Annotated in this window: 22 protein-coding genes and 1 riboswitch; of the genes, 20 read left to right on the top strand and 2 right to left on the bottom strand. The window is 31.2% G+C overall.

What is annotated here, in order from left to right; genetic code table 11:
- Window positions 1-110: 110 nt before the first annotated feature.
- From I6U51_RS14360 to I6U51_RS14285, 16 genes are all read left to right on the top strand, one after another.
- Window positions 111-1,808: a GspE/PulE family protein gene (locus tag I6U51_RS14360; RefSeq protein WP_211143285.1), complete on the top strand. Its 1,698-nt coding sequence runs from the start codon at window positions 111-113 to the stop codon at window positions 1,806-1,808.
- 34 nt (window positions 1,809-1,842) lie between these two features.
- On the top strand, window positions 1,843-3,048 hold the full coding sequence (locus tag I6U51_RS14355) for a type II secretion system F family protein (RefSeq protein WP_211143284.1): 1,206 nt from the start codon (window positions 1,843-1,845) through the stop codon (window positions 3,046-3,048).
- 21 nt (window positions 3,049-3,069) lie between these two features.
- Window positions 3,070-3,531, top strand: coding sequence for a prepilin-type N-terminal cleavage/methylation domain-containing protein (locus I6U51_RS14350; RefSeq protein ID WP_211143283.1), 462 nt, complete (start codon window positions 3,070-3,072; stop codon window positions 3,529-3,531).
- A gap of 154 nt (window positions 3,532-3,685) precedes the next feature.
- Complete coding sequence (gene pilM / locus I6U51_RS25130; RefSeq protein WP_211143282.1) at window positions 3,686-4,276, top strand: type IV pilus biogenesis protein PilM; 591 nt, start codon at window positions 3,686-3,688, stop codon at window positions 4,274-4,276.
- Window positions 4,264-4,818 (top strand): pilus assembly protein PilM, encoded by a 555-nt coding sequence (gene pilM / locus I6U51_RS25125; protein ID WP_343069666.1) that lies wholly within the window; start codon window positions 4,264-4,266, stop codon window positions 4,816-4,818. The genes pilM (I6U51_RS25130) and pilM (I6U51_RS25125) overlap by 13 nt, the downstream gene beginning before the upstream one ends.
- A 15-nt stretch (window positions 4,819-4,833) precedes the next feature.
- Window positions 4,834-5,550, top strand: a complete 717-nt coding sequence (locus I6U51_RS14335) for a PilN domain-containing protein (protein ID WP_211143280.1) — start codon at window positions 4,834-4,836, stop codon at window positions 5,548-5,550.
- Window positions 5,537-6,772, top strand: a complete 1,236-nt coding sequence (locus I6U51_RS14330) for a GspMb/PilO family protein (protein ID WP_211143279.1) — start codon at window positions 5,537-5,539, stop codon at window positions 6,770-6,772. Before I6U51_RS14335 ends, I6U51_RS14330 begins: the two co-directional genes overlap by 14 nt.
- A 17-nt stretch (window positions 6,773-6,789) precedes the next feature.
- Entirely contained in the window at window positions 6,790-7,665 is an 876-nt protein-coding gene (locus I6U51_RS14325) for a prepilin-type N-terminal cleavage/methylation domain-containing protein (protein ID WP_211143278.1), read from the top strand.
- 13 nt (window positions 7,666-7,678) lie between these two features.
- Window positions 7,679-9,922, top strand: coding sequence for a hypothetical protein (locus I6U51_RS14320; RefSeq protein WP_211143277.1), 2,244 nt, complete (start codon window positions 7,679-7,681; stop codon window positions 9,920-9,922).
- A 27-nt stretch (window positions 9,923-9,949) separates the two neighbouring features.
- Window positions 9,950-10,528, top strand: coding sequence for a hypothetical protein (locus I6U51_RS14315; RefSeq protein ID WP_211143276.1), 579 nt, complete (start codon window positions 9,950-9,952; stop codon window positions 10,526-10,528).
- 20 nt (window positions 10,529-10,548) lie between these two features.
- Complete coding sequence (locus I6U51_RS14310; protein WP_211143275.1) at window positions 10,549-13,644, top strand: VWA domain-containing protein; 3,096 nt, start codon at window positions 10,549-10,551, stop codon at window positions 13,642-13,644.
- 221 nt (window positions 13,645-13,865) lie between these two features.
- A riboswitch (purine riboswitch) is annotated at window positions 13,866-13,963 on the top strand.
- Window positions 13,956-14,192: a hypothetical protein gene (locus tag I6U51_RS14305; protein WP_211143274.1), complete on the top strand. Its 237-nt coding sequence runs from the start codon at window positions 13,956-13,958 to the stop codon at window positions 14,190-14,192. Its footprint overlaps the riboswitch before it by 8 nt.
- Window positions 14,193-15,647 (top strand): IMP dehydrogenase, encoded by a 1,455-nt coding sequence (gene guaB, locus I6U51_RS14300; RefSeq protein WP_211143273.1) that lies wholly within the window; start codon window positions 14,193-14,195, stop codon window positions 15,645-15,647.
- A 119-nt stretch (window positions 15,648-15,766) separates the two neighbouring features.
- Window positions 15,767-17,299: a glutamine-hydrolyzing GMP synthase gene (guaA, locus tag I6U51_RS14295; protein WP_211143272.1), complete on the top strand. Its 1,533-nt coding sequence runs from the start codon at window positions 15,767-15,769 to the stop codon at window positions 17,297-17,299.
- 178 nt (window positions 17,300-17,477) lie between these two features.
- Entirely contained in the window at window positions 17,478-18,830 is a 1,353-nt protein-coding gene (locus I6U51_RS14290) for a glucose-6-phosphate isomerase (protein WP_211143271.1), read from the top strand.
- Window positions 18,831-18,891: 61 nt separating this feature from the next.
- Complete coding sequence (locus I6U51_RS14285) at window positions 18,892-19,341, top strand: YaiI/YqxD family protein (RefSeq protein WP_211143270.1); 450 nt, start codon at window positions 18,892-18,894, stop codon at window positions 19,339-19,341.
- 19 nt (window positions 19,342-19,360) lie between these two features.
- On the opposite strand, the gene I6U51_RS14280 is transcribed toward I6U51_RS14285, so the two are convergent.
- Together I6U51_RS14280 and pulA are read right to left on the bottom strand one after the other, a co-directional pair.
- Window positions 19,361-19,531, bottom strand: a complete 171-nt coding sequence (locus I6U51_RS14280) for a hypothetical protein (protein ID WP_178908352.1) — start codon at window positions 19,529-19,531, stop codon at window positions 19,361-19,363.
- Window positions 19,532-19,596: 65 nt separating this feature from the next.
- Entirely contained in the window at window positions 19,597-21,702 is a 2,106-nt protein-coding gene (gene pulA, locus I6U51_RS14275) for a type I pullulanase (RefSeq protein WP_211143269.1), read from the bottom strand.
- 213 nt (window positions 21,703-21,915) lie between these two features.
- On the opposite strand from pulA, the gene I6U51_RS14270 reads away from it, so the two are divergent.
- The 4 genes from I6U51_RS14270 to I6U51_RS14255 all read left to right on the top strand — a co-directional run bounded on the left by I6U51_RS14270 (window position 21,916) and on the right by I6U51_RS14255 (window position 26,068).
- Window positions 21,916-23,919 (top strand): triple tyrosine motif-containing protein, encoded by a 2,004-nt coding sequence (locus I6U51_RS14270; protein WP_211143268.1) that lies wholly within the window; start codon window positions 21,916-21,918, stop codon window positions 23,917-23,919.
- 71 nt (window positions 23,920-23,990) lie between these two features.
- Complete coding sequence (locus tag I6U51_RS14265; protein ID WP_211143267.1) at window positions 23,991-24,647, top strand: lytic transglycosylase domain-containing protein; 657 nt, start codon at window positions 23,991-23,993, stop codon at window positions 24,645-24,647.
- A gap of 105 nt (window positions 24,648-24,752) precedes the next feature.
- Entirely contained in the window at window positions 24,753-25,469 is a 717-nt protein-coding gene (locus tag I6U51_RS14260; RefSeq protein WP_211143266.1) for a pseudouridine synthase, read from the top strand.
- Window positions 25,470-25,759: 290 nt separating this feature from the next.
- Window positions 25,760-26,068: a YerC/YecD family TrpR-related protein gene (locus tag I6U51_RS14255; protein WP_178908357.1), complete on the top strand. Its 309-nt coding sequence runs from the start codon at window positions 25,760-25,762 to the stop codon at window positions 26,066-26,068.
- The last annotated feature ends 77 nt before the right edge of the window (window positions 26,069-26,145 follow it).

The following is a 26,145-nucleotide window of genomic DNA, read 5'->3' as shown; positions in this document are numbered from 1 at the left end:
TAAATAATTTGAGATAAGAATATATTCGACAACGACTTAAGTTTTAACATTTAATTTTATATGCAAGAAATTATAATGAATAATTTATTATATTTTATAGAGGGATAAACATGAGTATTAGGATAAAAAAGCGACTAGGAGATATGCTTGTAGAAGAAGGAAAGATATCGATGCAGCAACTTGAACAAGCTCTAAGAAGACAAAGGGCTCAAGGGAAAAGATTAGGAGAACTACTAATAGATGAAGGCTTAGTTGCTGAAGAAGAGATTATAGCTGTTTTAGAAAAGCAGTTAGGTATTAAGAGAATTAAACTAGATGATATAAATATTGATAGAAAAGCTATAAAAAGTATTCCAGAGACCTTAGCGGTAAAGCATAATTTGATTCCTATAGGTTTTAGTGCAAATAAAATATTAATAGCCATGTGGGATCCATTAAACATTTTTGCTATAGATGATATAAGAATAGCATCAGGTTTTGAGGTACAATCCTATATAGCTACTAAGAAGGAGATTATTAGTACAATTGAGAGATATTATTCTGATCAACAGGTCCAAAAAGCTGCTGAGGAATTATCAAAAGAAAAGTTAGAGGATGCAAAGCAAAATGAACTAGAAGATGATCAAATTGAATTTAATGATGTAAAGAATGCTCCAGTAGTAAAGATGGTGGATTACCTAATAAAAAATGCAGTAGAAGCCAGAGCAAGTGATATACATATAGAGCCTTTCGAGAAATACGTAAAAATAAGATATAGAATAGATGGAGAGCTTCAAGAGATATCAAGATTATCTAAAGAAACTCTTGCTGCTTTAGTAACTAGAATTAAAATTCTTTCAAATCTTAATATAGCAGAAAGAAGAATACCTCAGGATGGTAGAATACTGACAAAAGTAGGAGAAAAAGATATAGACCTTAGAGTGTCTATACTTCCTACGGTATATGGTGAAAAGGCTGTTATAAGAGTACTAAATAGAGATAGTTATTTAGTTGGCAGAGAAAATCTAGGAATGATAGATAGTGAATTAAACCAATTAGATAATATAATTAAGAATCCATATGGAATTATTTTGGTTACAGGACCAACAGGAAGTGGTAAATCTACGACACTATATTCTTTACTTAATGATTTAAACTCTGGTAATAAGAACATTGTTACCGTAGAAGATCCTGTGGAATATATGATAGATGGGATAAATCAAGTAAATGTAAACATAAAAGCAGGGATGACCTTTGCTTCAGGACTTAGGTCTATATTAAGACAAGACCCGGATATCATAATGATAGGTGAGATAAGAGATAATGAAACAGCTCAAATTGCCATAAGAGCAGCTATCACAGGGCATTTAGTTCTAAGTACCATTCATACTAATGATGCCTCATCCTCTATAGTTAGACTCATTGATATGGGAATAGAGCCTTATTTAGCAGCAACATCAATATCCGGAGTTATAGCCCAAAGACTTATTAGAAAAGTATGTTCACGCTGTAAGGTTTCATATACGGCTAATGAATATGAAAAGAGACTATTAGGAGTAAATGAAAGTGAAAATCTGATTCTTAGTAGGGGTAATGGCTGTGGTCATTGCAATAATACTGGATATGAAGGTAGAACCGGTGTATATGAGATTATGGAAATTACAAGAGATCATAGAGAGACTATTATGATGGGCAGCAATAGTGATGTAATCAGAGATTTATCTATAAAAAAAGGTATGAGGACAATAAATATGGCTTGTAAGGATCTTGTACTTAGAGGAATTACTACAGTTGAAGAACTTGTAAAAATAGCTTACTTAAAAGAGTAGTAATAGGTAAGAGTAAAAGAGGTGATTTTACATTATGCCAAATTACAGGTATAAAGTAATGAATCAAAATGGAGAAAGATTAGAGGGAACATATACAGCAAATACAAAAGAAGATGTTATGGCTATGATAAGAACTAATAATTATTATCCTTTAAAAATTGAGGAAATTGTTGAAGGTACTAAAATTGAACTAAATTCCTTTACTAAAGTTAAGGTTAAGGATATTGCTATATTTTGCAGGCAGTTTTATACGATGTTAAATGCAGGGGCTACAATAACTAGATGCCTAAATGTGCTTGGACAGCAAGTTCCAAATAAAAAACTAAGAGAAAGTATAGTTCAGATTGATGAGAGTGTAAGAAAGGGATTAACCCTATCTCAGGCCATGAAAAAGGAAGAAAGAGTCTTTCCAGAGCTCCTTACTAATATGGTAGAAGCGGGAGAAGTTAGTGGTAACTTAGATTTAATAATGCTTAGAATGGCTACTCACTATGAGAAGGAAAATAAATTAAACAATAAGATAAGGGGAGCCATGAATTATCCAATAATACTAGCCTTTTTATCTATAACCATTGTTACATTTATTCTAACCTTTGTAATGCCTACCTTTGTTGGAATGTTTCAAAGCAGCGGAGTAGAACTTCCGTTGCCGACTAAAATTCTCCTCAGTATAAGCAGCACAATCAGAACAAAGTGGCCAATAATAATCTTAATAATACTGGGAATTGTTTTTGGATTAAAATATTACTTTAAAACAGAAAGTGGACAATTATTTACAAGTAAAATGAAATTGAAGATTCCCATTGTTAAGGGAATGAATGAAAAAATAATTGTAACAAGATTTACAAGAACACTGTCCACGGTACTTTATAGCGGAATAACTCTAATTCAAGGAATACAGGTTGTTTCAAAAGTAATAGGAAATAAAGTAGCGGAGCACAAATTACTTGAGGTTAAGGATCAGTTAATTAAGGGAATTGGCTTATCTGAGCCATTAAAAGATACAGGGATTTTTCCACCAATGTTGTATTCGATGGTTAAGATTGGAGAAGAATCCGGTTCTCTTGATGATATATTAGATAAGACCGCAGACTTCTATGATGAAGAATTAGATGCAGCGGTACAGCAGTTAACATCCATTCTTGAACCAGTTATGATTTTAATAATGGGGGTGATTATAGGATTTATTATAATATCAATTGCTTTACCTATGTTTGATATGGCTAATACAGTCAAGTAAATTATAAGGGAGGAAATTTTAGTGACAGAAAATTTATTAAAGAAAAAGAAAAAAGGTTTTACATTGATTGAACTTATTGTTGTTATAGCAATTATAGCGATTATATCACTTATTGCTATTCCAAAGGTTATGGGCTATCAGGATGATGCTAAGAAGAAGGCTGATATAGCAAACGCAAAAACAATAGCAAATGTAGCGGCAACAGAGATAACTAATGGGCACATAGCGCCTCCAGATGGGGGACTAAATATTGAGATTAAAAGTGGCTATACTAGACCAGCTAATGACGCTGTAGCTTCAACTGATGTTACAGCGGGGGGATATATAACTAGTAGCTTACAATCAATACCTACTATGCAATTTAGCACGAACGCAAAAAAAGATTTTTGGATAAGTATTACAAAGGATGGGACTGTTACAGTATACGATTCATCGGCTCATACAAATGAACTTTTCCCAGCGCCTAATGGGATATATAACTAAAATTTAAGTAATATATTTTGCATATAATTAAAAATTAAATAGTGTAAAGTTAAATAAACTTAACTTTACACTATTTTACCACCATAAAGTATATTCTGTGAGGTTGTTTCTAGTTTATTCAAAATTTTATTGTCTACAGTTAGGAGGAATTAATTTGTTTCAAAGAAATATTTTTTCTTTAGATATAGGAAGCCAAAATACAAAAATAGTAATAGGAAAACACCAAAAAAATAAACTATACATAGATCGAGCTATAATAGTAGACACCCCTTTACACTGTATTGAAGATGGAAACATAGTAGACAAACTGAGACTTAGCCAGGAAATAAAAAATACATTAGGAATTAACAGCATCAAAACTAGAGATGCTACTTGTACAACCAATAGCACAACAATCATAAACAGAGAAATAACCATACCAAAAGCAGAAGACAGTGAACTAGAAACTATGGTTAATTTTGAAATACAGCAGTACCTTCCTATAATTATGGAGGACTACTTAATACAATACAAAGTATTAGAAACAATTCAAGATGACAACTTTGAAAACTCACTTAATAAACTTAAAGTATTAGTTGTTGTATATCCAAAACATATGGCTGAAGGTTACTTTGAGACACTTAAAGCCGCAGATCTTAAGCCAAGCGTGTTAGATGTAAATTTCAATTCAATAAATAAGTTGCTAAAAAATGATATAGAGATAAATGGTGAAAAACACACTATAAATAAGCAATTACCCCTATAGATATTTCAGGACATAGTATAGGCCCCATTAATAAAGATTCCATCAATGAAACAGTGGCATTTATTGATATGGGGGCTGAAAATTTAAGTGTTAATATATACTCTAATGGACAAATGAATTTTAGTAGAATGACAACAAGTGGAGGAAACATAATAGATAAAAATATTGCCAGGGAGTATGATACTACCTTAGAAGATGCTGAGAAGATGAAGAAGCAGTATTGTGACCTGCTGGAAGAAAATAATTTTAAAAAAATGGAACAACTTAATGGCATTATAAAAGAAGATGTGAATAATTGGATAGAAGAAATAAACAGAATTCTACAGTTCTATAAAAACAAACAAGTGGGCAATAAAGTTGATAAAATATTTATTCATGGTGGAAGCTCTAGACTAAAGGGTATTGAAGCATATATGTCAAGAGCATTAAATGTACCAGTTGTTAGAGTAAAATCAATGAGCAATATAATTTTAGGGAAAGATGTGGACAAGGAACAATTAGATCTCTATTTAAATGCAATAGGAGCCATAATACGACTTTAGGTTGGTGATATATTAATGAAAGAGTCTAAACTTTTTAAAGAACTTAAGAAACTTAAAGACTACAAAATTACATTACCTTTAACTAATGAAAAAAATAGCAATAAAAACTTGGATTTTAATTTTTTTGAATCATACATAGGAACTCGTAAGAAGAAAAAATTCAAACATTTACATATTACTTTAATTGCATCAACTTTAACTTTAGTATTCTTAACAAGCTTTATATGGAATTATATTAAAATTAGTAATACTAAACAAGAAATTGACCAAATAAAGCAAACTATAGATTCACCTCAAACTAAAGTAAAACTAGATGGAGCAGTTAAGCTCAAAAAGAAGTATGATGTTTTAAATAAATATTATGCTCAAGCTTACAGTATAACTTCAGCAATTGAAAATAGGGCAATAATTAGCAGTAAGCTAATAGAGAAAATATGTCTTAACATTCCACAAAAACTGTCCTTTAAATCTTTTAACATTACTGTAGGTGATAAAGGAAGTGGATCAAGTATTGAGATACAAGGCACTGCAGAAAGTAGAGTTAGCATTGCTGAATTTGAACATAATTTAAAAGGATTAAATGAAGTTAAAGAAGTGCAGATTTCAAATATAACAGAACTTACGGCTGATGGAAAAGGGACTAGTATAAATACAGATAATAATTCGGATTTATCATATAGTTTTATAATAAAGTGTACTTTAAAGGATGTTGATGAACATGAAGCTGAGTAAAAGAGAAAAAATACTCCTAGTTGTGGCAGCTCTGGTTTTGCTGATAGGAGGTTACTATAAATTCGTATTTTCTCCTCAAAGAGAGAAATTTAATAGTCTTATGCAACAAAAAGAAGAATATGATAAAAAGCTTCAGGATATAAATAGGCAAATTGCTTTGAAAAATAAGACAGAGACAGATATAAAAGACATAAATTCCAAGATAATTAATATGACAAAAATACTTTTCCCAAGTATCAATCAGGAAAATTTCATAGTGGATATGGATAAGCTTTTGCATGATGCTAATTTAAAAGGAATGTCTTTCACATTTTCTGATATAAAGGCCATACCGGTAGAGGAAAAAAAGAAGGATGAAAAAGATGATAAGACAAGCAGCTTAAAAGGAGTTATAGATGAATATAACGGTTTACCAAGCAAAAACAATAACGATAAAAAGGCTGATAACAATAACAAAAATAACAGCAATAGCAAAGACAAGCCATCTGCAGAGAATATTTCGTTGGTTATAAATTTTAAGGGAAGCTATAAAAATTTGACGGAATTTATAAAGTCTTTAGAATCATATAGCAAAAAAATAATAGTTTCAAATCTACAAATAAGTCAAAGTAAAACTGATGAGGTAACTGGCAGTATGCAGTTAGAGTTTTATGCTATACCTAAAATTTCAGATGAAGATAAGGAATTTTTTAAATGGAATTATAATAATAAGTACGGTAAGGATAATCCTTTTGACAGTAAAATGGATGACAATCAAGCTAGTGGAACTATTGAAGATACAGGAAAAGCAAAAGATAAAAGTTATGACTTTGTAATGTCTGTAAGGCCTGTAAATTCAGACTTGCCGACAATGATGCTTGGAAGATCAAAGGATTATTCAAAACAGTCATATATTACTGCTGATAACCCAGGAATAACAAATGTAGAAGTATATTTAACGCAAAAAGATGGAAAGTATTATTACAAATATAAGGCTGGAAAGCTTACGTTTCCACCAGATACTGGCGGTGATGGTGAACAATTTTCTATAACAGGCGGCAGTATAAGTTTTATGATATATTCTAATAAAAGAATTGATAAATCAGACATTTCTGGTGTTAACTTAAAAATTTACAATAAAACAGACAAAACTGTTAATGTCACTATAGAGGGTGATGATACTGCTAATCCAAGAGTAAGTATTTCTGGAGAAGGTGGAGGCGTAGATATAAAGAGAAATTAACATAGGGGAGATGAAATGTGTTTAGCTTTAAAAATAAAAAAAAGGGTTTTACACTTGTAGAAGTAGTTGTAAGTGTTACTATCTTAGCAATTATTATATCCCCTGTTTTGTCAATGGTATTTACAAATGTAAAGATAAATAAGGATGCGGAAGATAAGCAGAAAGCTTTATATATTGCTCAGCAAACAATAGAAAGGCAGAAATCGGATTCAAACATTAAAGTTGGCACTACTACATCAGAAGCAATTGATTTTAAAGTTCAAAAGACTGTAACAGAGCTAGATAATTATAAATTTCCTGATGTAAGTCAAAATAGTGAAAATAACAATAAGCCTAAAACTTTTGCTGATATCAAATATGATGTAAAAATAGATATTAACCCTGCTACTGAAGAAAACCCAATAAAAGTAACCTATTATAATGAGCACGGTGAAAAATGTAATAGTGAATTTAAGTTAATAGAATCCTCAAATGTTTTAAATATAACTAACTATGATGGCTACATAATTGTTAATGTTAATAAAGATAGTAATGCTGACGTAGATAAGGATCCAAATAAAGTAATATGTCAAAAAATAAATTCAACTGAGGATAAAAAAACAGGTAGTGTTATTATTCAATCTAATATAGATATACAGCCTAAAATAGAAATACATGGTTTTAATAATTGCGAAAAAGACTTGATTTTTTACGTTGTCACTTCCAAAGAACAAAAACCTAGTTATTCTTTAATTAACGATGGAGGCAAGATTAAAAGTTATTATAATATTTTTTTCGCTGATTCAGAACACAAATATAAAAACAACAGTAGAGTATATAGAGTAGATGTTGAAGTAAGTAAAAGTGGAAAATCTCTTCAAAAAATAACTGCTTTTAAAACTGTACTAGAATGAGGAGGTAGAGAGAATGAATATTAGAAAAAGAAAACAAAAAGGTTCATCCTTGGTTTTAGTATTAATGGCATTTTCTGTACTGACCATAGTAGGACTATCTATACTTGCGGTAACTCTTTCTGCTTTTAAGAGCCGCATAGTAGAAAGCTCAGAAAGAAGAAATCAGTATTTTGCAGAATCCGGAATAGACATAGCCTATGGGGAAATAGGAAAAGTTGTAGATAATGGTGTAAAAGACGGAAATAAGACAGCAGAGGATTTCATGAAGGAGTTAGAAGAGAGTATTTTACCGGAAGAAAGAATAAAAGTTGATAAAGGAGAAAGTAGCCAATATATAAATTTAGATGGATCGGTAAATGAGAATTATGTAAAGCAAGTGCAAAATGAAAAGTTCCAAAATTCATATAAAGGATCAATAGTAAACTCCATAAAAAAATGGTTTGATAGTTATGAAGAAAAGTATATTATACCAATTGCAGATAGCAATTACGATTCGCCGGAAATTTCAAAGGATTTAAAAGTAATTATCGACGCTAAAGAAGATGATATTAAGTTCAAGGAAATAGAAATTAAGGGTAAAAAACAGATTGCATTAAACTTAAAACTAAACTCTGATTTTAAAGAAAAAAGTATGTTAAAGACAATATCAGTGAATTATAATATATTACTTCCAAATTATAAAGATGTATATTATGTGGAAACTAAAAAGTTTAAGCTTCCTATTAATGCAGTTTGGAATAAAGCATTCTGTATTGATGGAAACTTAAATATATCAGGAGACTTTGAAGTTAAAGGTGGAGATGCCTATGTTAAAGGAAAGGATGGAAATGACAGTGGTATTAATATAATTGGCAACGGAGCTAATGTGAAATTTGGCAAAAATGTATCTTCTTTTGGTGGTGTACAAGTTTCAAATAAGGGCAATACATTAACCGTTGATGGAAATGTTTATGTCGGCAACATGTTAATAAATGACGAAGCAGATATAGCGAAGTTGCCTAAAAGAGGGGCAGCATTAACTGTAAAAGGTGCAGTTTATACCAATAATGATCTCGCAGTAAATGGATCAGGATCAAAGGTGGAAATAGAACAAGGATTCTATGGAATTAATGATGTAAACAAATCAGAAGGTATTAATGAAAATCAAAAGCCGAAAGTATCTAGTTGTCTACTAGTTAATTCTGATGATATAGGCAATGGTACCTCAATTGAAATAAAGAACGAAGCTATATTAATGGGAACTGCCTACATCAAAACAAATCCCTCTTCCTATCAGACTGGCGAATCTATAGCTATTAAGGGAAATTATAGAGCATATACTAATCCTCTAAACAGTTCAGCAGCGGAAAGAAAAGACACAAATAAACAAAGCTTAAAAGAGAGTAATGTAATTTTTGAATATTTAGATCCTCTCCAATTAGCAACAAAGTTCAAAGATGGGACGACCTTATCTTGGCAAGATAAAAGTGATTACTTCCACTTTTATGCACAAGAACATAAAAGTGATGGTGAATTAAATCTAGGTAATGGTATAACACTGCCTGCTAATATTACTCATATCGGTGCAATAGTTGCTAATGGTGATACTGCTAACGGTAATTTTATTAGTGATAATGATGGTAAAGTTAAAGATAAACAAATACAATATTCTACTAAAGTATATGCAATGGATGACCCAGAAGGCATAGATGTAGAAACGGCATTTGCAAGAAATGAGGCAAAAAGAAGGGTTTATTTACTAGACAAAAATGATGAAGTTGATAGAACGCTTTCTCAAGTTGATTTCACAAAATTGAAGGCAGATATATTAGATAAGACCGCATCTGGTGATATTCTTTATTTAAATAATGATAATACAAAAGATTGCATTTTAGTTGGCACAAATGCTGTAATAGATGAACAAAATAAAAATATTAGAAAGATAGAGCTGCAAAATGGAGTAGGAAGAGGGATTATTTTAACAAGAGGAAATGTATATTTAGCAGGAGATGTTGACTTTAAAGGAACTATAATATCTACTGAAAATATGGAAACTTTAGATAGTAAAAAAAAGACTTTGAATTACGATATAAACTATATTGAAAGGCTAATTGCCTATAATTATGATAAGTACTTTAAGGATGTGTTCATAAGAAACTCTAGCAAAAACTCACAAAACATTGAAGTTAATTCAAATGTAGATAAGGACAACAATGCAGGGACAGATGTTTTTAGAGATAAGTTGATTGTTATGGAGAAGTGGAAAATTGTTAAGTAATTTAAATAAGTAACAGAGGTGTTCTGCTTGAATGTAAATACTAGAACTAAAAAAGGAGTTACGCTCATAGAGTTATGCGTAATATTGGCGATAATTTTAATTGTAATTGCTGTGATTTATCCATTTTTTATTTCAAATATGAAGACTTTGTATGAGACAGAAACTAGAAGTGATTTACAGAAGGAAGGTCAATATGCAATTAAATGTTTTACAGATAAGACAATGGAAGCACAAAAGATAACAGAGCTAAAAGCTTTAGATGGCAAAGTTGTCTTATCGGAAAGTGATAATACAAAGCTAGATGATAGCAGCGCATACCTTGGAGAGATTGAATTTATAGCTCCTAGTATAGATAGCACAACTAATTCGGCAATAAGCTATTGTTTTATGCTTAAGGACAACAACTTATATTATAAACAAAAACCTTTTAATAATAATATAAAGGTAGCGGACAATATTCAATCAATTGAAATACAAACTATTGATGGAAAAAATTTTAGTGAGTGCAAAGGGTTAAATGTTAAGTTTACATTAAGAAAAAATCAAGTGAAAAGTTACACAATAGAAAGTCAAGTATATTTTAGAAACAACCCAAATAATAATTAAAGAATAAAGGGGGGGCTGAAATGAAGTTTTATAAGTTAAAATCAATAACTTTTTTTGCTATCTTATGTATGATATTAAGTATCTTTGTTTATACTCCTGTCCAGGCAAAGAATAATGGAATAATTAGTGGATACGTATGGCTTGATTCTAATGGAAATGGCATAAGAGAATACGGAGAGCCGGGGATAGAGGGAATTACCATTTACTCATACTTTGGCAATGGCAACCAATATTATGATGACACTAGTTCTTCAAGCAGTGGTGCATATACTATTTATACTAAAAATATTGGTAATGATAATGTAATAAAAGTCAATTTAAATGAACTAAAAAGAATGGGATATGAAATAACAACAAAAGGAATAGATAACCAAATTATAGGTGTTGATGGCGATTATGCTATAACAAGTAAAATGAAGCCACAAGGCAATGTTGGAATAGGACTGAAAAAAATAGGACAAAGTGGAACAAGTTATGATCTTGTGAGCGTAGAAAGGACCATGAGCTCACAGCCAGCAAAAGTAGGTGATACCTTTGACGTTAAATATAAGATAACACCTAAGGCTATTCCTGTAGAACAAAGTAGTACGGAAAAAGACATTATTTTAGTTATGGATACGTCAGGAAGTATGAATGATAATTCAAAACTAAGTACAATTAAAAGTGTTGCACAAAAGTTTGTTAGTAAATTTAATAATAATGCAAAAATCAATATATCATTAGTAGAGTTTGGAGATTATGCTGTAAGACAGGCAGCTCTTACAAATATGAAAAATGGCGATACGTATAACCTATATAATAAAATTTCATGGCTATCTGCAGAAGGAAGCACAAATATAGGAGATGGATTAAGACTTGCATACAATGAACTAAATAATAATAATGGACATGATAAATATATTATTCTTATGACGGATGGTATTGCAGAAGCTTATTGTTCTAATAATAATGGATATATAATGGGGACAGAAGAACTTACGTGGGACAATATACATTGCACAAGTTGGTACGGAAACAAGGCAAAACCTGATTATAGAATACAATCATTAGATTATGCTAAAAAAATCAGTAGTGAAAAAATTGCTAAATCTAATATTAGAACTTTTATTGTTGGATTTGGAAGTGGAGCGGGATCTAATAACCAACAAATAGCGGATGCAGCGAAGGGTGTTTATAAACAAGCCTTAGATGAGAGTACAGTAGGTAATGTATATGATGAAATTCAGAAGAAGATTGATACACAAGTCCAAGGCAGTGTAAATTTTCAAGAAACCTTTAATACAAATTTAGAAGTTGCAGATATAAATGAAATTCCTGCTGGATTAAAAGTAGATGGCAACAAAATAGCAGGTAATTTCAATGTTGATTATGTTTTAAATGATAGCAAAACTCAGTATGTAACTAATCCTATTGAATTTACAGTAAAGTACAAAGTAAAAGCAGCTGGTTCTTGTGTTTTAGGAGAAGGAGGTAAATCTTCCTTTGCTCAACTTATACTATCTCAAAAAACTGATACAAAATATTTAGGAGAGTTAAAGTTAACTGCAGCTGAAGTGAATCAACCGACAGGACCGTTGATCGATGCTGCTAGAACTATAGATGTGAAGCAGGTAAAAGAAGATGGAACATTTGTTGCTAAATATACCATAACCCCTAAAGATATCGTAGCGAAACAAGATTCTAAAGAAAAAGATATTGTTTTAGTTATTGATATTTCAGGAAGTATGGATTATATTCCAAGTGCAGATAGAACTCCATACTATTGGGGCGAAAAATCAAGACTTGATATAATTAAAAATGTTGCATATAGTTTTATTAATAAATTTGATGGAAATGAAAAAGTAAATATATCTGTTATAACCTTCAGCAGTAAAGCTAATAAAGTTGTACCTCTTACAAATATGAAAAATGATGATATAGGATGCATTTATGACAAAATTTCAGCTCTAGATGCAAATGGAAGTACAAATATAGGGGATGGATTAAGAGTAGCTTATAATGAGTTAAATGTTGATAACGGACATGATAAATACATGGTATTTATGACAGATGGAGTAGCTGAAGCTTATAGCGTTAATAACAATGAGTATGTAATGGGAACGGAAGTTATTGGAGATTCAAATATATATTGGACTCAATGGAATTACAGTCATACCTGGGCAAATCCAGATTACAGGACTAAAGCGTTAGAATATGCTAAAAAAGTAGCTAGTGAAAAGATTGCCAAATCTAACATTAAATCTTTTATTATTGGATTTGGAAGTGGAGCCGGCTCTAATAATCAGCAAATAGCGGAGGCTGCAAGTGGAGTTTATAAACAAGCTCTAGATGAGAATACAGTGAGTAGTGTATACGAGGAAATTCAGAAGAAAATTGAACAGAGCATATATGGAGATGTTCATTTTGAGGAAACATTTTCTGATAAATTAAGTACTCAAAATATACCTGATGGACTCAAGGATAAATTTCAAGTTTCAGGTAATAAGCTTATAGGTAATTTTAAGAATATAGAATATACTAACGATGGAAACGGCAATTACAAAGCTAGTCCTATAGATGTTAATATAGTATATAAGGCAAGGGAAAACACCGAAGGCCCATATGTTTTAGGGAGTGGAGGCAGTAGTTCTTTTGCTGAAGTTTTAGTTATGGATAAAAAGGACAGAAAAAACTTAAATGAAGTATCTATAGAAGGTGCAAGTAATAAGGAAGCAAATATTAAAACAGGAATATTTACGGGAAATATATTTGAGGAAAAATCTGAACTTAGCATGGTAAAAGGATTTAGCGTCAATTTAGCTGTAAAAGTTCAAAATATAAAAAATGGTGACATTTCAGTAGCTATAGATAATGCAGTAAAAATCTCAGACATAAAAGTATATAGAGATACAGATTTGAATAATTCAATTGAAGGTTTGAGGATGACTCAGGATCAGAGTGGATTTAAAATAACTCTATCTAACAATGAGGTTTATGGTAACTATGTAATTGTTTATAAATCAATGGTAAATAAAAATTCAAATGTAAGATCCGTAAGTGATATAATAACAGTTAACAGTAAAACAAAAGTAGAAAAGCATAATATTACTTTAGTAGATTTACCACCAGTACAATAACATTGTGAAAGCATAAAAACCAAGAGAAACTGTTCAGGTTCTTTTGGTTTTAAAGTTTTTTTCTTTATAAATATGTAAGAAAACGTATGTATCTAAAAAAGCTCTAAATATATAAATAAAATAATTGACAAAGAACGAAAAATTGAATAAAATAATGTAAATAGTTCGAATAAAAAAGACATATAAGTTGCAAATTTGATCTTATATGATTCTTTAACAATCAAAAATAATACATTTTAACTCGTATATCCCCTGAATATGGCAGGGAGTCTCTACCGGAAACCGAGAATTTCCGACTATGGGTGGAATTTATGGCTATAGTGTATAACCATATTAATTTCACACATAGGAAATTAATATGGTTTTTTGTTTTCGACAAATTAAATATGCTTAGAAGTATTGTTTGTGAGTTAGATGTAAAAAATACGAAAGAAACAAATTTTCATTATGAAACTCCTCTTCATAAATTCAGAGGAGTAAGCGATTCACACAAAATCAAAGATTTTGGTTATCTGCTTAAGAATATAAATTTAAAGGAGTGGGTTTAAATGGCAAGAATTTTAAAACAGGCATACACATTTGATGACGTTCTTTTAGTTCCAAATAAATCAGAGATACTACCTAGAGATGTTTCATTAGCTACTAATTTAACTAAAAAGATAAAGTTAAATTTGCCTTTAATGAGTGCTGGAATGGATACTGTTACTGAAGCTAAGATGGCTATAGCTATGGCAAGAGAAGGCGGCATAGGAATAGTACACAAGAATATGACAATAGAACAGCAAGCAGCAGAAGTGGACAGAGTTAAGAGACAAGAAAACGGAGTAATAACTAACCCATTCTTTCTTTCACCAGACAATACTATAAATGATGCATTAGCGGTTATGAGTAAGTATAGAATTTCTGGTGTACCAATAACTGTAAATGGAAAATTAGTTGGAATAATAACTAATAGAGACATAGTTTTTGAAACAAACTATGATAGAAAAATATCTGAAGTTATGACAAGTGAAAACTTAATAACTGCTCCAGAAAATACTACAATAGAAGAAGCGAAGGATATACTTAAGCATCATAAGATAGAAAAGCTTCCATTAGTGGATAATGACAATAACTTAAGAGGACTTATAACTATAAAAGATATTGAGAAAGTAAAAATATTTCCTAATAGTGCTAAAGATGAAAGAGGAAGACTTTTATGCGGAGCTGCAGTAGGGGTAACTGGTGATATGCTAGAGCGTGTGGCAGCCCTAGTTGAAGTTGGAGTAGATGTAATAACTGTTGATACAGCTCATGGACACTCAAAAGGAGTTATAGATGCAGTTAAAAATATTAAGGAAAGCTATCCTGAACTTCAGGTTATTGCAGGAAATGTTGCAACTGCAGAGGCTACAAAAGATTTAATTCTTGCAGGTGCAGATTGTATAAAAGTTGGTATAGGTCCAGGATCAATTTGTACAACTAGAGTTGTAGCAGGTGTTGGAGTGCCACAGCTTACAGCTGTAATGGATTGTGTAGAGGAAGCTAATAAATATGGAGTTCCAGTTATAGCTGATGGTGGTATAAAATATTCAGGAGATATAGTAAAGGCTTTGGCAGCAGGTGCAAAAGTAGTTATGATGGGATCAATGCTAGCAGGATGTGAAGAAGCACCTGGAGAAAAAGAAATATATCAAGGAAGAAGCTATAAAGTATACAGAGGAATGGGATCATTAGCAGCTATGGCTTGTGGAAGTAAAGATAGATATTTCCAAGAAGGAAATAAAAAATTAGTTCCAGAAGGCGTCGAAGGAAGAGTGCCATACAAAGGAATTGTAGCAGATACATTATTCCAACTTGCAGGAGGACTTCGCTCAGGTATGGGATATTTAGGATCTGAAAATCTAAATAGATTATATGAAAGTGCAACATTTGTAGTTCAAACAGCATCAGGACTTAGAGAAAGTCATCCACATGATATATCAATGACTAAGGAAGCACCGAATTATAGTGTTAATCTATAATTTTATAACTTGTTTTACAGGGCAGTTGGCAGGAAAGTTTTATATTTACCCTTCTAAAAAATTTAAAACCTCTCTAGCTGCCAACTGTCAATTTTTAATTTATGATTTGGAGGTAACTTATGGATAGAGAATTAGTTCTTATTGTAGACTTTGGTGGTCAATACAATCAATTAATTGCAAGAAGAGTTAGAGAAAACAATGTATACTGTGAAATAATTCCATATACTCATTCTATAGATAAGATAAAAGAAAAAAATCCTAAAGGTATAATATTTACAGGTGGACCTAATAGTGTATATGGAGAAGGCGCTCCTAGAATAGATAAAGAAATATTTGAATTAGGCGTACCTGTTCTTGGTATATGCTATGGAGAGCAGCTTATCGCTCATACTCTTGGAGGAAATGTTAAAAGTCCTGATAAAAGAGAATATGGTAAAACAGATGTAAAATTAGATAAAACATGTCTACTATTTGATGGAGTAGAAGAGAGTGAAAGCTGTTGGATGAGCCATACAGATTATGTAGAAGTGGCTCCAGAAGGATTTAGAATAGTTGGAACTACAACTCAAACTCCTGTTGCAGCTATGGAACATGTTGAAAGAAAAATATATGGAGTTCAATTCCACCCAGAAGTTGAACATACACCATTTGGTAAGAAAATGCTTTCAAATTTCCTTTTTAAAGTTTGCGGATTAAAGGGTGATTGGTCAATGGCATCCTTTGCTGAAGAAAAAATAAGAGAGATTCGCGAAAAAGTTGGAGACAAAAAAGTAATATGTGCACTATCTGGAGGAGTTGATTCATCAGTAGCAGCAGTATTAGTTCACAAAGCAATCGGAAAGCAGCTGACTTGTATATTTGTTGATCATGGTCTACTTAGAAAGGATGAAGGAGACCAGGTTGAAAAGATATTTAAAGAAGGCTTTGATATGAATCTAATAAGAGCAAATGCTCAGGATAGATTCTTAGGAAAACTTAAGGGTGTAAGTGACCCAGAGAAAAAGAGAAAAATTATAGGTGAAGAATTTATAAGAGTATTTGAAGAAGAGTCAAATAAGCTTGGAGAAATAAGTTTCCTTGTTCAAGGAACTATATATCCAGACGTAGTTGAAAGTGGAACAAATACATCTGCTACTATAAAAAGTCACCACAACGTAGGTGGACTTCCAGAAGACATTAAATTCTCACTAATAGAACCATTAAGAGAATTATTCAAGGATGAAGTAAGAGCTGTAGGTGAAGAACTTGGAATTCCTCACCACTTAGTATGGAGACAGCCGTTCCCAGGACCAGGACTTGCAATAAGAGTTCTTGGAGATGTTACAGAAGAAAAGCTTGCTATAGTTAGAGAAGCAGATGCTATATTCAGAGAAGAAATAGCTAATGCAGGGCTAGAAGGAGATGTATGGCAATACTTTGCTTGCCTTCCAAATATTCAATCAGTAGGAGTAATGGGAGACGAAAGAACTTACTGCCACACAATAGCTTTAAGAGCAGTAACTTCATCAGATGGAATGACTTCAGATTGGGCTAAAATACCATATGAGGTATTAGATAAAGTTTCAAGAAGAATTGTTAATGAAGTTCAAGGAGTAAACAGAATTGTTTATGATGTAACTTCAAAACCACCTTCAACTATTGAGTGGGAATAGGGTATAATAAATGACAAGTGGTTATTTAATCCACTTGTCATTTTATTTTAAATACTTAAAATGTAAATGATTACATTAATTTTAAAATATAAAAATAATTTGTAATAGTTGATTTATATAGATAAATAGAATAAAATTTCAATTGTAACTAATTTTACGTAAAGGTGGAGGATAAAAAATGACTAAGAAAAGTTTAACGTTAGATCTAAGCAAGGCTATGCCGTATTTACAAGAGCATGAAATAACTAGTCTTCAACCGTTTATTAATGAAGCTCATAAAATGATTCACGAAGGAACAGGAGCAGGAAACGACTTTTTAGGATGGGTAGACTTACCTGTTAATTATGATAAAGAAGAATTTGAAAGAATAAAGAAGGCAGCTGAAAAAATCAGAAGCAACTCAGATGCACTTATAGTTATAGGAATAGGTGGTTCATATTTAGGGGCTAGAGCTGCAATAGAAATGCTTTCACATACTTTCTCAGCAAGCTTACCAAAAGATAAGAGAAAAGGTCCTGCTATATTCTACGTAGGAAATAATATAAGCTCAACTTACATGTCAGATCTTCTAGAAGCCATAGAAGGTATGGATATTTCAGTTAATGTTATATCAAAATCCGGTACTACAACTGAGCCAGCTATAGCTTTTAGAATATTTAAGGATTTAATGGAAAAGAAATATGGAAAAGATGGGGCTAAAGAAAGAATATTTGCTACAACAGATGCAGCAAAAGGAGCATTAAAAACTTTAGCTGATGCAGAAGGATATGAAACTTTTGTTATTCCTGACAATGTAGGTGGAAGATTTTCAGTTTTAACAGCAGTAGGACTTCTACCAATTGCAGCAGCAGGAATAAGCATAGATGAAATGATAAAGGGAGCAGCTGATGCAAGAGAAGAGTATAGCAGCACAGATTTAAACATAAATACTGCTTACAGATATGCAGCAGCAAGAAATGCACTATATGCAAAAGGCAAAACTACTGAAATGATGGTTAACTTTGAACCTTGCCTACACTACTTTGGAGAATGGTGGAAACAGTTATTTGGAGAAAGTGAAGGCAAAGACAATAAAGGAATATTCCCAGCGGCGGCAGACTTCTCAACAGACTTACACTCAATGGGACAGTATATTCAAGAAGGTTTAAGAGTTTTAACAGAAACATTTATAAATATTAAGAAGCCAAGAAAAAACATAACTATAGAAGCAGTAGAAGATAACTTGGATGGACTAAACTTCTTGGCTGGAGAAACTATGGACTTTGTTAACAAACAAGCTTTTAGAGGAACTGTTTTAGCTCATAGTGATGGAAATGTTCCAGCTATGATTATAAATGTACCAGAATTGACTCCGTATTATTTTGGATACATGGTATACTTCTTTGAAAAAGCTTGCGGATTAAGCGGATATTTACTAGGAGTAAATCCATTTAATCAACCAGGAGTTGAAGCATATAAAAAGAACATGTTTGCTCTTCTTGGAAAACCTGGATTTGAAGAGATGAAAGCACAATTAGAAGAAAGATTATAGAATCATAAGCCCTGTATATGACTATGTACAGGGCTTTGTATGTAAAAGAATGGAGAGTTTAATGAAAATTATAGTAGATGCGGATGCATGTCCTGGGAAACAAATAATTGAGAAAGCTGCTAAAGAAAATAATATACAGGTTATTATGTATTGTGATATAAGTCATACTATAACAAGCAGTTATAGTGAAGTAAGATATGTTGATAAAGGCTTTCAAAGTGTAGATATGGCACTGATTAATGTAACTGAAAAAAATGATATAGTAATCACTCAAGACTATGGAGTAGCAGCTATGGCACTTGGAAGAAAAGCCTATGCTATAAGCCCTAAGGGATATATTTATGACAATGATAATATGGATAGGCTGCTCTTTGAAAGACATATATCAGCTAAAGTGAGGAGAAGTGGAGGAAGAACTTCAAATCCTAAAAAGAGAATAAAAGAAGATGACGAAAGGTTATATTATAATTTATTGAATCTAATAAAGATGAATTTAAGTAAAGAAATATAGGGATTCCAAAGAGGAACCCTTATGTTTCTTCATAATCTATAAAGTCTACATGATCTTTTGGACCTTCAGGAAAAAGTAATCCATTATTTATTCTTTCCATAATAGCGTATCCTTCTGGTGATTGCTTTATATCTATATTTTCTTTTTTATAAGTAAAATTTGGATTATGCCTATCTAAAGACTCTTTCATAAATATCAACCTCCTATAGAGTAGCTTATCCAAGAAAACATTTTTTATCCGATATAAGGTTTGATTTATAACTTAAACAGTATGCAGGTAGATATTCTTTCAATGGTTATGTTTCCACCTGTGACGGTCTTATTTTCTGCTTTCGAATCACAATCTAAAGCTATATTCCATATTCCATTGGGAATGGATATATCTACACTATATTTATTAGCATTAAAAATAACAAGTATCTCTTTCCAAGAGTCACCATTAGCATAATCTTTTAATATATAAGCTATGGTATTTGCCGGCATATTATCAATAAAAGATAAGTGATTTTTTATACCCTGCAGCGTATTGATTCTAAAAGCAGGATGATTTTTTCTTATATTAATAAGTTTTTTGTAGTAATAAAATATATCAATAAACTCATATTTTCTATTCCAATCTACCCAATTTACATGTTCAGATTTATTATAGCTGTTGCTATCACCGTTTTTAGTTCCGCAGAACTCTTCACCAGAATATATAAATGGTATTCCTTGAGAGATTAGATTTATGGCTGCGCATAATTTTACCATTCTTTTTTTTATGTCAAAGCTTTCAGTAGGACAACTTAAATCTATTTTATCCCATAAAGTATGATTATCGTGACAGGATATATAATTTATAGATTGGTTTGGTGGTAAAAAATAACCGGATATACTTTGTTTTAATTTTTCTTCAAGTAAAGACTTTCCAGTAGCGAATCCTTTATCCTCAATATTAAAGACATCACCTTTTATAAAATTTCTTATTTTATCGTTAAAAAAACCTATGCCAGGAAGCATCTTTACATTGTAATCAGCAGCTTTAAGATTCTTATCTAAGCTTGTATTTAGATCCCAACCCTCGCCATAACACATTATTGATCTTTTAAACATATTAAGTTTCTTACTTAAAGAGTTCATTGTATCTACATCAATAAGCCCCATAAGGTCAAACCTAAAGCCATCAATATGATATTCTTTGGCCCAGTAGATTACTGAGTCTATAATAAATTTCCTTGCCATAGAATGCTCAGAAGCAATATCATTACCGCAGCCACTGCCATTAGAAGGGTTTAAGTTATCATAGAACCTGAAGTAATAACCAGGAAAAATTTTTTCAAAGCTGCTATTTGGAGCATCATATACATGATTATATACTACGTCCATATTAATAGATAAATTATTTTTATGCAGATGTTGAACCATTTTTTTTAGCTCTAATATCCTACATGCTGGATCGTAGGAATTTGTAGAATAAACTCCTTCTGGTACGTTATAGTTTTGGGGGTCATATCCCCAATTATACTTAACAGGGTTTGTTTCATCTACACTAAGATAACTGAAATCGAAAATAGGCATAAATTGAATATGTGTAATTCCTAATTCTTTTATATGATTTAAACAAGTAGATATATTTTTACCAGAGTTTGTATTATCCTCAGTAAGTGCTAAAAACTTTCCTTTATGAATGATGCCGCTATCTGGGTGAGTAGATATATCCCTTATATTTACTTCGTATATTATAGTATCAGTATAGTTTCTATATTCAGGAGATCTGTCATTTTCCCAATCTTGTGGATTAGTTTGAGACATATCTAAAATGGCACCTCTTGCTCCATTAACTCCGACAGCCTTAGAGTAAGGGTCCACGACCTCGTGAATTTTATTATAAACATTAACCTCATAGTTATAGTAATAGCCATGTAAATCACCTTTTACTAGAAGAGACCAAAGGCCATTACTTTCTTTCATTGGCATTGTTGTTTTATTTTCATGAGAGTAGAATTCTGATTTATTGTAAAGTAGTAAATTAATATGAGATGCAGCAGGAGACCATACTCTAAACACAGTAAAATTTTTGGAGTATATAGCACCTAAAGAGGTATGGTGATAGTATTTGTCATCAAATTCTCTTGTTGAAAATAAAGGGAAATAATGCACTTTCTCATATAATTTTTCGTAACGTATAAAGGTCTCATATTTGATATCTACATTATTGGTTAATGTAAATATGATATCATTATCCACTATGCAATACTTAGATATAGAGAACTCTTTACCGCCATTTTCTACTTGAATTTTATAAGATCTGAACTCAGAAAAATTATCCAGCGAAATTTTTATCTTATTAAATTTTAATAATAAAACATTAAAAATTTTCATTTAAATAGCCTCCATTTAATAAGGTGATGCTAAAACTATTTTATAACTATAATATTAAATTATTATACAAATGTTAATAAAAACCTATTACAGAATATGGGATTATAGTATAATGGAATTTAGATACATATTAAGGCATCTTCAAAAAAATAACTAGTCCATCTGCTGGTTTATTTTCTTTCAGATGCCTAAACAGGGGATGGGTAAATAGAGATGAATGAGTTAGGTATTATTTGTAATTTAGAGAGTCCACAAGAAAAAGATACAAATATAATAATAACTATTGAAAATAATTTAGGAGAAGATTTTTTATATAAATATATGATTGGGTGTAATGGAACATGGAGTACATTAAAAGATTTTACTGAAGAGGATAAGGCTTCATGGGTTCCAGAGGAAGATGGAAAATACATAATAATGATACAAGCTAAAAAGGTAAAAGGAGAAAAAAGCTTTGACTATGTATCCAGATTAGATTATATAATAGGTAAAGTTGAAGAAAAGTTAATAAATAGTATAACCCTGAACAAATATGAATTCGATTTAGGAGAAAAAGTTAATTTATTTGTCGATGCTAATAAATTTCCACTCATGTTTAGGTATTGGCTCAGAATTAATGATGAATGGAAGATTATAAAAGACTATTCTGCAGACAATGACCTTACGTGGACAACCAAATCTATTGGAAGAGGACAAATATTAGTAGAGTGTAAGAATATAGACTCTAAAAATAAATATGATGATTTTCAAACCGTTGAATTTGAAGTTATCCCATTAAAAAAAGTAGAAATAACTGATTTTAGGTGTTTAACTTCAGATCTAATTGAAAATCACGAGATTATATTCCAGGTTGACGCAACTTATGATGAAAATAGAACAATACTATACAAGTTTGTAAAGATAACTTCGAATGGGGAAGCTGATTGTGTACAAGATTATTCAACAAAAAGAACTGTAAGTTATATAGCAGAACAAAGTGGAGATTATAAGATTTTGTGTTTAGCAAAGGATATGTATTCTACCAGTGAATATGACGATAGAGCCATAATCCATTTCAAAGTAAAAAAGTATAATGAAATTTTTATAAAAAGTTTTGCAGCTGATTTAAACTCTCCACAGCTATGTGAAACATCTATAGTGCTTAAAGCAGAAATTGTTGGTGGAAGAGAGGTATTATACAGATACATAATTGAAGGAAAATGCCCTGAAGATTCAGGATATACAAGAAATAAAACTTATATATGGAAAAGTAAGATTCCTGGAGAATATAAATTAATACTATGGGTTAAAGATAAGTCTTTCGAAGGAAAATATGAAGCATCAGAAACGATGAGCTTTATAATAGATGAACATAGTAAAGAACCAGTGAGAATTGATAGAGTTCTGATAGATAAAGGCAGTAATGTTTTAGTCGATGAGAAGGTTAATGTTAAAGTTAATGCATCAGGCGGTACCGACTTAAGATATAGTTTTATAATAAAAAGAGATGGATTAGAATTAGAGAAGATGGACTATGGAACATGTAATTGGATAAACTTTATTCCCAATAAGCAGGGATGTTATGAACTTGAAATAAGAGTTAAAGACAAATACTCAAGCAGAGAATTTGACTGTCATTGGATAAAGAGCTTAGAGGCACTTAAATATGTTCCCGCTAATATTGATTATATACTATTCCCAGCGAAGGAATACTATATAGTTGGGGATAAAATTAGTATAAATTCTATAACTAGAAATACTACTAATACACTTCTTAAGTATGTTTTAAAAATCAATGAACGTAAAGTTGAAGAAACAGATTATGTCTTAGAGAAAGCATATGTGTTTACCCCTAAATACAGTGGTTTATACAGCGTGGAACTCTTTGCTAAAAATAAAGATAGCGATAAACCTTTTGATTGTAAAAGAGATATAAAAGTAGAAGTACATGATGCATTTCCTATAACGGGTACTAAAATAACCTGTGATAAGGTAAAGTTTATATGTAATGAATCTATAAATTTTACTGTACATAGTGAGGGTGGAAAAGATGTAATGTATGAGTTTTATGTCATGGAAAAAGGGGAGTGGAATTTAGTTCAAAATTATAGCAAAAAAAATTATTATACATTTATACCATTTTGCAAAGAAGAGTATAAGGTATTAGTATTAGCTAAGAGCCAGTATAGTGAAGTTTCTTATGAGGACTACGACACATTTATATTCAATGCAGAATGATTTTGTATAAAGTTATTATTATAAAATACGATATATAATTTAGTGAAAAGAAAACATAGGTTGGTGAAAACATGAATGTAGATAACAATAAAAAAGTTGAAGATTTTCTACAATTTCAACTTATGACTCAAATGTTTAAAGAAGCAGCTGGAGACTCAGACTCTTTTGGGCTGATTATGGAAAGCTTAACTAAGGCTATGACGGATAGTGATGGAAATTTAGATTTAAGCAAACTTGGGCTTGGAGATGGAGACTTAAGTAAGCTCGGATATGGTGCAGGAGAAAGACTGAACTCTGCATATAAGGGCTTAAAAAGCGATATAAAGAGTGGAAATTTAAGTATAGAAGAAGCTGTAGAAAAGGCTTCAAGAAAGTATGGTCTTGATAAATCCCTCATAATGGCAGTTATAAAACAAGAATCAGATTTTGATCCTAAATCCACATCAAATGCAGGAGCAATGGGACTTATGCAGCTTATGCCTGGTACTGCGAAGGAGTTAGGGGTATCTGATGCATATAGTATAGAGCAGAATGTTGAGGGTGGTACAAAATATCTAAAAGGATTACTTGATATGTATGGCAATTCAAAGGAATTGGCTTTGGCTGCTTATAATGCAGGACCAGGAACTTTGAAATATAGAGGAGTAAGAGATTCCTCAGATATTTCTAAACTGCCATATGAAACTAGAGATTATGTACAAAAAGTTATGAAATACTACGGCAAATAAAGAATTTTTTAAACAGTCTTTAGTTAGGCTGTTTTTATTTTATAGCTAAAAGGTTATAATAATTAATAGAATTTAGGTGCATGCAAAATTATTAGGAGGTAGCTGATGGAAAGATTAGATAAAGTTCTATCAAATTTAGGATATGGAACAAGAAAAGAAGTAAAAGCACTAGCTAAAGATGGTGCTATAGAGGTTGATGGATCAATAATTAAAGATAGCGGAATGAAGATAGATCCCAACATTTGTAAAATAAGAGTTTCAGGTGAATTGGTTAACTATAGAAAATACATATATCTTATGATGAATAAGCCTGACGGTGTGGTTTCTGCTACATTTGACAACTATGATGAAACTGTTATAGATTTGCTCGAGCCAGAACACCAAGTTTTTAATCCATTTCCTATAGGAAGATTGGACAAAGATACAGTAGGACTATTATTACTGACAAATGATGGGGAACTAAATCATAGGTTAATATCACCAAAATGGCATGTAGATAAAGTTTATTATGCTGAAATAGACAAAGTTGTTGATGAAAAAGATATTGAGGCCTTTGAAAAAGGAATTACCTTAGATGATGGCTACAAGTGTATGCCTGCTAAACTAGAAATATTACAAGCAGATAGTGATGGTTCAAAGGTGAAAGTAACTATACAGGAAGGAAAATTTCATCAAGTTAAAAGAATGTTTCAAAGCAGAGATAAGAGTGTAGTGTATTTAAAAAGAATAAAATTTGGACCACTTGATTTAGACACAAATTTAATTGAAGGTGGATATAGAGAATTATCAGAAAAAGAAGTGGAAATACTTAAAAAAATTTAAGATTTTTTAACATATGAAATTAATTCAGGCATTTTAATATATTTTTACAATTAATTATGCAAAATAGCTTGAAATTTCATTTTTACTTTAATATAATAATCTTGCAAGGATAAATAAAAGGAATAAATAGCCCCCTTTTTATTTATGAGCGAACGGCCCATGCCCCAATGGGCTGTTCTTATTTTGTATTAATTTATAATAATTTTGTAGATTAATACTTTAATACGTGATAGAATTAAAATGAATAGGAAATAATTATAATAACGTATAGTAAATAAGGAGTTGAGCTCATGGAAGAATATAAATCCAAATTACAAAGTGAGGCTATGGATTTTTTATGTGAAGCTATGTTATCTCTAAAGACAAAAGAAGAATGCTATAGATTTTTTGATGATATATGTACTATAAATGAAATAAAAGCGCTTGAGCAAAGACTTCAAGTGGCAAAAATGTTAAAGAATAAGAGAACATATTTAGATATTGCTGCAGCTACTGGAGCAAGTACTGCTACCATTAGTAGAGTAAACAGATGTCTAAATTATGGTAGCGATGGATATAATATTGTCTTAGAGAGATTAAAAGGCGATAGCGAAGAATAATATATGTATTATATAGAAACTTTAGATTTCCAAAAAATGTGTTGATATAAATCAGCACATTTTTTACGTTTAATAAT

The organism is Clostridium aciditolerans, from assembly GCF_016316925.1.
Classification (GTDB): domain Bacteria; phylum Bacillota; class Clostridia; order Clostridiales; family Clostridiaceae; genus Clostridium_AM; species Clostridium_AM aciditolerans.
The sequence above is the reverse complement of the archived record's forward strand: the minus strand, read 5'-3'. Positions and strand labels throughout refer to the sequence as shown.